12 protein-coding genes and 1 riboswitch are annotated in these 12,361 nt (G+C 49.3%); of the genes, 6 read left to right on the top strand and 6 right to left on the bottom strand.

Features of this window, described 5'->3' with window-relative positions:
- The first annotated feature begins 16 nt into the window (after nucleotides 1–16).
- The gene (locus tag ACXAD6_RS17580; RefSeq protein WP_474970008.1) at nucleotides 17–1,078 is read left to right on the top strand and encodes a branched-chain amino acid aminotransferase; all 1,062 of its coding nucleotides are present in this window, start codon (nucleotides 17–19) and stop codon (nucleotides 1,076–1,078) included.
- 50 nt (nucleotides 1,079–1,128) lie between these two features.
- Here ACXAD6_RS17580 and dapA read toward each other — a convergent pair whose 3' ends face one another.
- Nucleotides 1,129–2,034, bottom strand: coding sequence for a 4-hydroxy-tetrahydrodipicolinate synthase (gene dapA, locus ACXAD6_RS17575; protein WP_474970007.1), 906 nt, complete (start codon nucleotides 2,032–2,034; stop codon nucleotides 1,129–1,131).
- A 121-nt stretch (nucleotides 2,035–2,155) separates the two neighbouring features.
- A riboswitch (Lysine riboswitch) is annotated at nucleotides 2,156–2,333 on the bottom strand.
- A gap of 516 nt (nucleotides 2,334–2,849) precedes the next feature.
- On the opposite strand from dapA, the gene ACXAD6_RS17570 reads away from it, so the two are divergent.
- Nucleotides 2,850–4,106, top strand: coding sequence for an MFS transporter (locus tag ACXAD6_RS17570; RefSeq protein ID WP_474970006.1), 1,257 nt, complete (start codon nucleotides 2,850–2,852; stop codon nucleotides 4,104–4,106).
- A gap of 102 nt (nucleotides 4,107–4,208) precedes the next feature.
- On the opposite strand, the gene ACXAD6_RS17565 is transcribed toward ACXAD6_RS17570, so the two are convergent.
- From ACXAD6_RS17565 to ACXAD6_RS17550, 4 genes are all read right to left on the bottom strand, one after another.
- Nucleotides 4,209–4,817 carry a response regulator transcription factor gene (locus tag ACXAD6_RS17565; RefSeq protein ID WP_474970005.1) on the bottom strand — a complete coding sequence of 203 codons (609 nt, stop codon included), beginning with the start codon at nucleotides 4,815–4,817 and terminating at the stop codon, nucleotides 4,209–4,211.
- A complete protein-coding gene (locus ACXAD6_RS17560; RefSeq protein WP_474970004.1) occupies nucleotides 4,814–5,950 on the bottom strand; it encodes an ATP-binding protein in 1,137 nt (378 codons plus the stop codon). Before ACXAD6_RS17560 ends, ACXAD6_RS17565 begins: the two co-directional genes overlap by 4 nt.
- Before the next feature lie 86 nt (nucleotides 5,951–6,036).
- Entirely contained in the window at nucleotides 6,037–7,080 is a 1,044-nt protein-coding gene (gene desA / locus ACXAD6_RS17555; RefSeq protein WP_474970003.1) for a Delta(5) desaturase DesA, read from the bottom strand.
- Nucleotides 7,081–7,224: 144 nt separating this feature from the next.
- Nucleotides 7,225–7,923 (bottom strand): bacteriorhodopsin, encoded by a 699-nt coding sequence (locus ACXAD6_RS17550; protein WP_474970002.1) that lies wholly within the window; start codon nucleotides 7,921–7,923, stop codon nucleotides 7,225–7,227.
- 136 nt (nucleotides 7,924–8,059) lie between these two features.
- Here ACXAD6_RS17550 and ACXAD6_RS17545 point away from each other — a divergent pair, with 136 nt between their 5' ends.
- Nucleotides 8,060–8,497, top strand: a complete 438-nt coding sequence (locus ACXAD6_RS17545; protein WP_474970001.1) for a universal stress protein — start codon at nucleotides 8,060–8,062, stop codon at nucleotides 8,495–8,497.
- A gap of 81 nt (nucleotides 8,498–8,578) precedes the next feature.
- Here the strand turns inward: ACXAD6_RS17545 and ACXAD6_RS17540 are convergent, their stop codons facing one another.
- A complete protein-coding gene (locus ACXAD6_RS17540) occupies nucleotides 8,579–9,187 on the bottom strand; it encodes an SDR family NAD(P)-dependent oxidoreductase (RefSeq protein ID WP_474970455.1) in 609 nt (202 codons plus the stop codon).
- Between the two features lie 151 nt (nucleotides 9,188–9,338).
- Between ACXAD6_RS17540 and ACXAD6_RS17535 the strand changes: the two genes are divergently transcribed.
- The 3 genes from ACXAD6_RS17535 to pruA all read left to right on the top strand — a co-directional run bounded on the left by ACXAD6_RS17535 (nucleotide 9,339) and on the right by pruA (nucleotide 12,272).
- Nucleotides 9,339–9,524 carry a YjzC family protein gene (locus ACXAD6_RS17535; protein WP_027956040.1) on the top strand — a complete coding sequence of 62 codons (186 nt, stop codon included), beginning with the start codon at nucleotides 9,339–9,341 and terminating at the stop codon, nucleotides 9,522–9,524.
- A gap of 252 nt (nucleotides 9,525–9,776) precedes the next feature.
- Nucleotides 9,777–10,694, top strand: coding sequence for a proline dehydrogenase family protein (locus ACXAD6_RS17530; RefSeq protein ID WP_474970000.1), 918 nt, complete (start codon nucleotides 9,777–9,779; stop codon nucleotides 10,692–10,694).
- 30 nt (nucleotides 10,695–10,724) lie between these two features.
- Nucleotides 10,725–12,272, top strand: a complete 1,548-nt coding sequence (gene pruA / locus ACXAD6_RS17525) for an L-glutamate gamma-semialdehyde dehydrogenase (protein ID WP_474969999.1) — start codon at nucleotides 10,725–10,727, stop codon at nucleotides 12,270–12,272.
- Nucleotides 12,273–12,361: the final 89 nt, after the last annotated feature.

Below are 12,361 nucleotides of genomic sequence, written 5' to 3'. Positions count from 1 at the left end.
AAAAGGAGTCTTATCTATGTCCCTACCAATCGTCGAAGCCGCCTATAAAAAGGAGAAACCCGAAACGGAGCAGATTCCTTTTGGAAGAACGTTCACGGATCATATGTTTGTAATGGATTATGAAGAAGGGAAGGGCTGGCACGAGCCCCGCATCGTTCCTTACGAGCCCCTGACGCTTGATCCGGCCGCCATGATCTTCCATTACGGGCAGACTGTATTTGAAGGATTGAAAGCCTACCGTACAGACGACGGACGTGTCCTGCTGTTCCGTCCGGAAAAGAACTTTGAGCGCCTGAACCTATCCGGTGACCGTCTCAGCATCCCACCTGTCGATGAAGACGAGGTACTGGGCTACTTGAAGGAGCTTGTCGCTCTGGAAAAGGACTGGGTACCGGAATTTGAGGGAACTTCGCTATACATCCGTCCGTTCATCATCGCTACGGAACCGAGCCTCGCTGTTGCTCCGTCCAAATCGTATAAGCTCATGATCATCATGTCACCGGTCGGTCCGTACTTCTCCGGAGGAATCAAGCCGGTTACCATTAATGTGGAAGACCAGTTCACAAGAGCCGTCAAAGGCGGAACCGGAATGGCTAAAACCGCCGGTAACTATTCGTCCGGCTATCAGGCCCAGGCGAAGGCAGCGAAGGAAGGCAATGCTGACGTCCTTTGGCTGGATGGTGTGGAAAAGCGCTACATTGAAGAAGTCGGCAGCATGAACATCTTCTTTAAAATCGATGGGGAAATTGTGACCCCTGCTTTGAGCGGAAGCATTCTGCAGGGGATTACACGAACATCAATCATTGAAGTACTGAAAGAATGGGACATTCCAGTGACCGAACGCCGCATCTCTATTGAAGAGTTGTATGAAGCGTATGAACAGGGAAAACTGGAGGAAGCGTTCGGAACTGGAACAGCGGCCGTCATTTCTCCCGTCGGTGAGTTGAACTGGCTTGGGAAGAAAATGGTGATCAACGACCACGAAATCGGTGCGCTCTCCCAGGAGCTGTATGATACGATTACAGGCATTCAGCGTGGAAGAAAAGAAGACAGCTTCGGCTGGACCATCGAAGTATAAGAAAGCAGAAAAAGGCTGCCGGGAACATGTTCCCGGCAGCCTTTTTTCTGTCAACCGACCATATGGGCTTTTGGTGCTTCTTTAGGCTGAAGACTGTTGTAGGTCTCCATGACGCGGGCGGTCTCTTCTTCCGTTAAGGGAAGGAGCGGGAGGCGGACGCCTCCGGTATGAACGCCCATTTCATTCAACACCGCCTTGACCGGGGAGGGACTCGGCGCTGAGAAAACAGCGTGCATGACAGGGAGAAGCTTTTGATGAAGACGCGCGGCAAATGGGGCGTCTCCTTCTCTGAAACTCTGAATCATCTGCTGCATCTCATTCCCGATGATATGGGAGGAGACGGAGACGATGCCGGTTCCTCCGATGGCGACAAACGGAAGGGTGTTGGAATCTTCCCCGCTGTATACCGAAAAGTCACGGTCTGTTTCACGGATGATTTCCGCCGCGGCTTCCAGGTCACCGCTCGCTTCTTTTACGGAAACGATGTTGTCAATCTCAGAAAGGCGGATAATCGTTTCCGGTTCCATGTTGACGACACTGCGTCCCGGAATGTTGTACAGCATGACCGGAAGGGAAGTGGCTGCGGCAATTTTTGAGAAGTGCTGGTACAGTCCTTCCTGTGTCGGCTTGTTGTAATAAGGAGTCACAAGCATGATGGCATCCACGCCTGTCTGTTCGGCTTTTTTCGTCAATTCAATGGATGCGCGGGTGTTATTGGATCCTGTACCGGCGATGACCGGGACGCGGCCGTTTACAACTTCTACTACGTGTTCAAACAGCTGGAGTTTTTCATCCGTTGTCAGTGTCGGGGATTCACCGGTCGTCCCGCCGACAACCAGGCCGTCACTGCCGTTCTCGATCAAGTGGTTGACTAAAGCTCCCGTTGCTTCCAGGTCCATATTCTCGTCGTTGTCAAAAGGGGTCACCATCGCTGTCAGTACTTGCCCGAAGTTCATTAACCTCACACCTTTTCTTGTATTTTGTACGTTCGAGGTCGTGAGGGCCATACGGCAGTAAAATCAAAAACGACAGCATCAAGGGCTTCGATGCTGCCGTAGAAACTTTTATACCGTTCCTGCGTAAGATAGCCCTCCATATAGTTTCCTATATGACAGTTCTGTGCCTGTTGAGCATCAGACCCAGCTTCAGGACCATGAGAGTCCGTACACTTCGGCAATTTCCCCTTTCCGCATGCATCCATGGATCTCATTCTCCTCCACATGCGTACTCTTGTCATTGCACCTCTATCCTTACTTCAAATGAAATTTGAAATAAGAAACTATTTAGTTAATAAAAATAGTACCAAAATTCACGTCTGCTTACAACAGGGAAGTGCTAAAATCATGCTATTAGACAAAAATGGTCGCCAGGCACCGATGTCCGACTCATCTTTTTTATAAAGCTCTGTTAAAGTCTGTTGTTGATATTTTAAACGATTACTAAATCGTCTCCGTCTGGAATTAAGGGTCCGGTCCGTTGTTTACTCAGAGCATGGGATGGCAGGGAAAACCGTCCGCTTTCCGCGGGGAACGAAGTTTGAGGAGGCTCACGGTACCCCGCGGAAAGGGAGTCATTCCCAAGGCCGCCTCCTACAAATCCCATGACAGAAAGGGGTGATAGGAGCTCACATGTTAAATAACAACACCAAGCAATAACAGAGCCTTTTATAAAATCCGTCTGCAGGCGGAGGAAGAATCCATCCCGGGCACATCGAGAAGGACATGGATATTCCTTACACTTAAAGGAACTTACAAAAAAGGTGGGGGTAGTCATGTCCGGTTCATCCATTACCGTTTCTAAAGATACACCGTTGGCAGAACAGCGTTCCATTTTTCGAAATAGAAATTTTCTCCTGTTATGGGGAGCGGCCTTGTTGTCCAGTTTCGGTATTTCGTTCTTTTTATTTACTCAAAGCTGGTATGTCGTCCATGAGCTTCGTCTGGAAGCTTCGCTCGGTGTGCTGTACGTGGCAGCAAGTATTCCACGGCTGGTCTTTATGATTGTCAGTGGAACAATCGCCGACCGGTTCAGCCGGACGAAACTGATGTTCCTGTCCGATTTCACGCGGGGGGTGCTGTTAACAGGACTCGTCTGCTGGTATTTCTTCGGGGACATCAGTCTTTGGACATTCGTCGGCTTTGCGTTTGCTTTTGGTATTTTAGATGCGTTCTTCTGGGCAGCAGAGGGGGCGGTTCTACCGTCAATCATTTCCAGGGATCAATTGACCCGTGGAAATTCAGTGATTCAAATGACGAACCAGACGTCGTTCATTCTAGCGCCTATGGTGGCAGGCATTCTCGTTTCCTTTGGCAGTTATGCGCTCGTATTCACGGTCACCGCTGGGATGCTGTTTACCGGAAGTCTGTTTATTTTTCTTATGAAGGTGGAGGAAGAGAAGAAAGCCGGAGAGGAGGAGGAAGCGTTCTGGGACTCTTTCAAGGCAGGCGTGCGCTACGTCAAAAACTCGCGTGTGCTTTCCTTGATTATTGGAATGAGCATTTTATTGAATCTGTTCATGGTCGGGCCGATGACGATGGGGCTGCCTCTCTTTGTGAAGCAGCGTCTGAATGGCACGGCCCTTGACTTCAGCTTTCTTGAGGCAGGTCTGGCAGTGGGAATGCTGCTCGGATCTGTAGTCATCGGTATCCTTAATTTGAAAAGAAGAAGAGGGAAAACGAGTCTCACCGCCCTCATGGCTGCCGGAGCCGCTTTTTTCGCTTTAAGCTTCACAGAAGGGGTATGGTTCAGCCTTGGGTGCCTCGTCGTCTTCGGATGTTGTCTCTCTATCTGCAACATCCCGGTCATCTCTGTGCTTCAAAGTTTCATTGAAGAAAAAATGATGGGCAGGGTGATGGGTCTTGTTTCGCTTGCATCGATGGGTCTCGTTCCAGTGAGCTACGGCGTGACCTCTCTTATACTGGCGGCAGGAGTGCCGATCCATCAAATCATGGCCGGGGGATCTGTACTTGTTACGCTGTATGTCCTCTTTGTCTATGTGCGCTTCAGGGAGCTTCGCGAACTGGACTGAAGTTCTCTCTATTAAAAAAAGGGGAATCCTCCGGTATGCAGAAGACCACCCTCTTTTTTACATATATCTGTATACAGACACTGGTGACGCCGGTTCTCGTCGTCAGCGCTGTCCTTTGTACCAGCCTTTCTCCTTGAATATGGAAATCGCTTCAATCCGGTTGGAAACCTCCAGCTTCTCCAGAATGACAGATACATAGTTCCGGACGGTTCCGGGGGTAATGAACAAAGCTTTAGATATGTCCTTCGTATTTCGGCCGTCCGCCATCAGCTGCATCACTTCCCGCTCCCGTTCTGTGAGCGGGTTTTGATCGGCGAAGGCAAGGTCGACGAGCTCAGGGTCGAAGATGCGCTGTCCGGCTGTAATTTTACGTATGGCTGTTGCCAGGTCTTCACTTGGACTGTCTTTCAACAAATAGCCGCTGACGCCTGCTCTTCTGGCACGGTCAAAATAACCGGGACGGGCAAAAGTCGTCAGGATGATCACTTTGCAGGGCTCCTCATACAACTCTTCCGCGGCATCCAGCCCATCTTTGACCGGCATCTCAATATCCATGATGCAGATATCCGGTTTCAGACGGCGGACGAGGCTGCAGGCTTCTTCACCGTTGGAAGCCTGGCCGACGACTTCCATGTCCTCTTCTAAATCAAGCAGCGCCCCGAGTGCACCGAGCAGCATGCGCTGATCCTCGGCAATGACAATTTGAATCATAAGAGTTCCTCCTTTTTCCCTTGCTGAATGACTGTGGGAATGTGAAGGGTCAGTTTCGTTCCCTGGTCACTTTCCAAATCAAGCCGTCCATTTACAAACTCCAGTCGTTCCCGCATTCCCTGCAGGCCGTGTCCCTGGAACGGGTCCATCGTTTCCGGAAGGCCGATGCCGTCATCTTCGATGGTGACCGTCAACTCCATGGCAGAGGCTGCAATCTGGACGTGACAATGGGTGGCCCGGCTGTGTTTGACGATATTGGTGGCGGCTTCCTTCAGGCACATGCTGAGAACATTTTCCGTTAAGGCAGGGATGGAAGTATTCCCGAGGTTGCCTTCATAGGTGAACTTCATTTCCGCAGCTTCGATGATCTGCTGCACCCGGATCAGTTCATCTTTCAATTTCATTCCCCGCATGTTGGAAACCATCTCCCGGACCTCCTTGAGAGCGTTGCGGGCGGTTTGCTGGATATCCTCCACTTCTTTCTGCGCTTTGTCCGGCTTGGCCGTCATCAGCTTGGCGGCGAGGTCACTTTTCAATCCGATCATGGACAGTTTCTGCCCGAGTGTGTCGTGGAGGTCACGGGCAATTCGTTCCCGCTCTTCAATCACCATAAGCTGGGAAATCCGCTGGTTGGCGTCCTCCAGCTTATTTTCAAGATCCTGCTGCTGGTTGCGGTAACGGACAGTGAAAGGCAGCAGGATCACCCCGATGACGGTAATGATGATAAATGGAAGGTTCGGAAAAATCGAATCCAGCTCCTGCACGAAAGTGTAGGCGATCGTTGCAAGTGTAAGAGTCAGGTGAACAATATATAAAGAAAGAAACCCTCCGAAATGACGGATGTTCCCGATGAAAAAAGCCAGGAACAAGGAAAAGTAAATGTAGCCGAACAACAAGGTCATTCCAAGACTGATCGCCATCTCAACGCTGACCCACAGATAAACGAGACGGCTGTCCGATACGAATGAAAACCGATAGGCCAGAAAGAAAATGAAGACGAGAAGAAGTCCGGTCAAAATTTCGTAAATGGAAGATGCCCGGAAGATAAAGAAAAACGGCAGGATACAAAAGATGATCCAGACGTATATGCTGAGTCCTGTGTTTTTTGGGATAATATGATACCACTTCTGCATGAACGCTACCTCCTGTGTCTAGCATATGGGAAATTCGGGCGGCTGTCATGAAGGAAAAAGCCCATTCTCAACGAATGGGCTTTGAATCAACTTTCATTCTGCACGCGGCGGGAGACCGCTGCACTTGCTTTCTTCTTCAGGAGCGGCTGGACTTCCCTGAACGTCCGGAACGTTTTGTTCTCGGTGTCATAGAGCCGGAATTTGATGGACTCAAGACTCGTTTTCAGCGTGATCGTTGTTGCATACTGGAGCGGCGGTGTTGCATCATGTGCTTTTTCCAGTGCATAGTTGGGAACCCTCGGGCTCAAGTGGTGCACATGGTGAAAGCCGATGTTGCCGGAAATCCACTGCAGGACTTTCGGAAGTTTATAATAAGAGCTTCCATCAACAGCTGCTTTTACGAAATTCCACTCGGATTCCTCTTCAAAATAGGAATCTTCAAACTGGTGCTGGACGTAAAACAACCAGATGCCCAGTGCACCGGATATATAAAGGATCGGCAGCTGTACAATCAGGAAGGCTTCCCATCCGGCCATCCAGATGATCATTCCGTATATCAATGCGGCAGCAGCCGTTGTCACGTGGGTGTTCACACGCTCTTTTCGCTTTGCGCCCTTGCGGTTGAAACGGTTGGACACGAGGAACAAATAAATCGGTCCCAGACCAAACATGATGACAGGGTTTCGGTACAGACGGTAGATGAGGCGTTCTTTGAAGGACGCTTGTACATATTCATCTACGGTCATGACCCAGATATCACCTGTTCCACGCTTATCGAGGTTGCCGCTTGTCGCGTGGTGGATGGAGTGGCTCCGCTTCCACTTATCGAAAGGGAACAGCGTCAGGATCCCTGTAATCGTCCCGATCACGCGGTTGGCCTTTTTATTTTTGAAAAAGGACTGGTGGGTACAGTCGTGAAAAATGATAAACAGACGGACGACAAAACCTCCGGCAAGCACGCCGAGTCCGCCGGCGAGCCAAGGGGAGACAGCCATGCTTAGATAGGCTGCGGCCCATATGATTAGAAATGGAACGAGTGTATTGATCAGCTGGCGGATGCCGGCGTTTCGATCTGGTTCTGCAAAGCGGGCGACGCTTTTCTTCAGCTCTTTTTCTTTCTCCTTATCCATCGTAACGACTCCTTCATAGTAATTCGTAATTCTAACAATAGGGGAAAAGGAGACGTATCAGAAGACATAAACGTCAGCACTTTTATATGACACTTGTCATGGGTGTTTCCCTGTTTCTGGATGTGTTTCACGTGGAACAGGTCGTCAGGCGTCCACGCCGGGGGTTCTCAACCTGCGGAGCCCTCTTAAATCAAGCAGCGTAAACCCAAGCTTGGAGAGGATTGGCAGCACGATGAATGCTGTAATCTCCATGACTTCTTCAAATGCCCCTACACCTGAAGGGCCGAGAACCCACGCCGTCGGATAGAGTACCCAGAAAGACGTCAAGTAGGCGGCCATTTGCCCATAATGACGTTTCAGCCCGTCCCCGCTCTTGGCAGCCATCTTCCGCAGGGGATACCAGATGATATACAAAACAATGAAAAGGGCGGCTATACCAAGTCCGTACCAGACGTATTTCAGCGTATCGTTCGAAAAATCAGCGATCAGTCCGGTTAAGATCATAAACACATCGGCTGTAATCAGACCGCCGATCAGGGCCTTATCTTTTTTCGGCTCGTAAAACATCGCTGTCAATGCAAGCGCCAGCAGCAGGAGAGGGGTCGTGACCACCCAGTCCAGGTAGCGGGCAAAGTAAATGGTTTGATCCGGCTCCAGTAAAACCCCCTGACCGAGGGCGATGGATAAGTAGGCGGTTCCTGACCAAAGAGGAATGATCATCGCAATGATGTATTCTCCCTTGGAAACTCCGCGTGGCTTTTGGCTCCATATAAAAAAGGTGACAGCTCCAATAAACATGATGGCTGAATAGGAATAGTGCATAACAATATCAAAGCGGCTCATTAATTTCAGCTCCTTGTTACGTTTCTTCCATCATTTTGGTCATAACGGATAGAAAATAGACCTATCCTCTTAAGCGAGCGCTTACAACGTGGTATGATAGAAGTGTGAATACCATCTTGATCGGGAGGGTTTTTCTATGACTACAAAACGCATTCTTGTTGCCTATGATGGAAGTGAAATGAGTAAAAGAGCTGTGGCCGAGGCGAATCTTCAGGCGGTGGAAGCTCCACAGCGCGAGATTCACCTGCTTGCTGTCGTCACACCAACAGGGCCGGCTACAAACGCTGCCGTATCCAAAAGTCTTGGCCGGGAAATGGCCGACCGGTTTCAATCGGAAATGGAAGAGCTCAAACAGGAATTCAAATCTCACAACATCGATGTCATTACAGAAGTTGTAGTCAGCCCTGTGAAAGAAAACGCGGCCGTCCAGATTGTTGCCTATGCCAATAAGCACGACATGGACCTCATTATTATCGGAAGCCGCGGTCTCGGAAACATGAAAAAAATGCTGCTCGGAAGTGTGAGCAGCAAAGTCGTCCAACAGGCCTCGTGTCCGGTCCTTGTCATGAAATAACAAATGGATGAAAAAAGACTCTCCTCTGCATACACAGAGGAGAGTCTTTTTGTTTCTATGAGTTCTATTTTCCGCTTCTTCTTATAAACCGTAGGACGTCATCCCGCCGTCGATGAATATATTCTGGCCGGATACATAGCTGAAACCTGAAGAAGCGAGGTACAGAATGGAGGACTGAAGCTCTTCCAGCTGTCCGAGACGTTTCATTGGAGAACGATCTTCAAGGGCAGAACGGAAGCTGTCATCGGCAAGTGCCTCTTCGTTCAAATCCGTTTTGAAGAACCATGGGCTGATGGCGTTCACCGTAATGTTGTAAGGCGCAAGCTCAAGGGCGAGCTGCTTCGTCTGGTGGATGGCTGCTGCCTTACTTGTGCCGTACACAGAGCTGAAGGACAGGCTCACTTCACCGGCGACAGACGCTGTGTTGATAATGCGTCCGTATGCCTGTTCTTTCATATAAGGGGCAGCGGCCTGAGTCATGAAGAAGATGGATTTGGCATTCGTGTTCATCACTGTGTCCCAATCCTCTTCGGTCAGATTGTTGATATCTTTGAACGCGGCTGTTCCTGCATTGTTTACAAGAATATCGATTTGTCCGAAGTCATGGTAGATGGTCTCGACCACCCGTTTGATATCGGAGGTGTCTGTGACATCGCCGGTAGTATCCGGCCTGTGTCCATGTAAACCAATCCAACTCCGGGCGGGTTGGGAGAGGGTCCTCTATAATTTGTAAGACTTTTACACTTTTTTATATGAGAAAAATGTTTATCATGGGAATTTCTGTGATATATAAAGGATGTGTACACAACAACAACCAACTTTTTGAAAGGAGTTTTTTAAGATGGCAGACCGTTTTAAAACTGGCGAAAAAGCACCTGAAAAAGGAACATATCAATTTGATGGGTTAGTTGATGGGGGCAGTGAGAACGACGTAACCGAAGATGAAAAACATATTGAACTGGAAAACGGGGATCAGTTCCCGCCGATCCGCTCCAACAAGGAAGCGGCCTATTGGAAAAAAGCGTAGCATGAAAAGTGAATAAGACCCCCGGAATGATTCATCCGGTGGGTCTTATTTATTTTATCGATATAATATATGGAGTGTAAAAAGCCATCCGTTGTGTTTAAACACTAAATTGCCGTGCTTATCTTTGTGGTTGGTGCACGTTGTATAATGTAAGCGTTATTCGTTACAATTTTCTTAACAATTAAAATACGACATTCCACCTAACGGCCCGCATGGTAATCGATAGGAGAATGATGAAAGGGTGTGGTGTTCTTGGAAGCCATCAGCAAGAATTTTTTCTTATACCTCTCCAACAACAAGCTGTTAGATCGCTTTGCAAAGCGTTTTGGCGCTAAGTTCGGGGCTGACAAGATCGTGGGGGGAGAGACGTTCTCCCACGCAATTCCAATTATACAGCAGTTAAACCATGACGGGCTCGAGGTCACTGTAGACCATTTAGGGGAATTTGTTGATTGTGAAGAAGAGTCGAGAGACCGCGCCGGGGAGTGTATCCGGACCATCCAGCAGATTGCTTCCGGAGGACTCCGATCGGAAGTTTCACTGAAGCTTACTTCCCTCGGGCTTGATATCAGCCGGGACCTCGTTATCGAGAATCTGTCCCTGATCTTGAAGGAAGCGGAGAAGCACGATATTACGGTCACCATCGATATGGAGGACTCCTCCAGATGCGGGGAGACACTTGATATTTATAGAGAATTGAAGGAGAAGTATCCAAATCTCGGCACGGTCGTTCAATCTTACTTATACCGTTCTGATGAAGATCTGGATGCCCTGAATGACTGCGATCCTTATCTTCGTCTTGTAAAAGGGGCCTATAAAGAATCACCGAAAGTCGCCTTTTCCGAGAAAAAGCTGGTGGATGATAATTTGAAGCACCTGATCAAGAAAAACCTTCTGAACGGACATTACACGGCTGTGGCCAGTCATGATGACCGGATTGTGGAGTATACAAAGGCTCTCGCAGAAGAGCACAACATCCCACGTGAACAGTTTGAGTTTCAAATGCTGTACGGCATGAGAAACCAAATGCAGAAGGATCTGGTGGAAGAAGGATATAAAGTACGCGTGTATCTTCCCTATGGTGAGGACTGGTACGGATATTTCATGCGGCGCTTAGCCGAGCGTCCGGCCAACATTGCCTTTGCCGTTAAAGGGATTTTCTCTAAATAAAACCACACAATCAGAAAGGGGAATATTATTATGGTACAGCCTTACAAACACGAACCATTCACGGATTTTGAACAGCAGGAGCACAAGAAAGCCTTTGAAGATGCATTGAAGCAGGTCAAGGAGCAGCTGGGGCAGCACCATGACCTTCTGATTCACGGAGAACGTGTCCGGACCGATGATACAATTACGTCCACCAACCCGGCGAACACGAAGCAGGTTGTGGGTACGATTTCAAAAGCGAATCAGGAGCTGGCGGAAAAAGCGGTACAGTCTGCGTCCGATGCTTTTGAAGACTGGAGAAAATGGGATCCAAGGGCACGTGCAGAAATTCTATTCCGCGCTGCTTCCAAAATCCGCCGCCGTAAGCACGAGTTCTCTTCCTATCTCGTTTATGAAGTTGGTAAGCCTTGGAAGGAAGCCGACGCAGATACAGCTGAAGCGATCGATTTTCTTGAGTATTACGGCCGTCAGATGATTGAACTGAAAGAAGGAAAAGCAATAGAAAGCCGCCCGGGAGAGGAAAACCGCTATGTCTACCAGCCGATTGGAGTAGCGGTCGTGATCCCTCCTTGGAACCTGGCTCTCGCCATCATGGCTGGTACAACAGTCGCTCCGCTTGTTGCCGGAAACACGGTGGTGATGAAACCGGCCAGTAACAGTGCCGTCATCGCTGCTAAGTTTGTAGAGGTCCTGGAGGAATCCGGTCTGCCGAAAGGCGTTCTGAACTTTGTACCGGGAAGCGGCGGCGAAGTCGGCGACTATCTCGTCGATCATCCGAAAACCGCATTGATTTCCTTTACGGGCTCCCGCGATGTCGGTCTGCGTATCATGGAACGGGCTTCCGTACGCCAGCCGGGCCAGAATCACTTGAAACAGGTGATTGCTGAAATGGGCGGTAAGGATACGGTTGTCGTTGACAAAGAGGCAGACATTGATACAGCTGTCGATGCCATCGTCGTTTCGGCGTTCGGCTTTTCCGGACAGAAATGCTCGTCCGGCTCCCGTGCCGTCGTTCACGAAGATGTGTATGACGAAGTACTGGAGAAAGTCAAAGCAGCCACTGAAAAACTAACGGTCGGCAACGCTTCTGAAGAGAATGTCTACATGGGGCCTGTCGTCGATCAGGGAGCTTATGACAAGATCATGAGCTATATGGAAATCGGCAAGGAGGAAGGTCGCCTTGTCACCGGCGGCAAAGGAGACGATTCCAAAGGGTACTTCATCAACCCGACCATCTTTGCCGATCTTGATCCAAATTCCCGCATGCAGCAGGAGGAGATCTTCGGACCTGTCGTCTGCTTTACAAAAGCGAAAAACTTTGATGAAGCGATTGATATTGCCAACAATACCGAATATGGCCTCACAGGTGCTGTCATTTCCGATAACCGCGACCACCTTGAAAAAGCGAAATACGATTTTCACGTCGGAAATCTTTATTTCAACCGTAACTGCACAGGTGCCATTGTCGGTTACCAGCCGTTCGGCGGCTTCAAGATGTCCGGTACAGATTCTAAAGCCGGCGGGCCTGATTATATTGCCCTTCACATGCAGGCGAAAACCATTTCCGAGATGTTTTAAACCATGCTCATAAAGGCTCTCCGTTCAGGGGAGCCTTTTTTATTTGAAGGAAGTCGGCTCTTTTTCCCGCCCCTTTGACCATTTTCTTT

The sequence above is a fragment of the Halobacillus sp. ABH2_015 genome, assembly GCF_056158945.1.
This window is presented reverse-complemented; position numbering and strand designations above follow the sequence as displayed.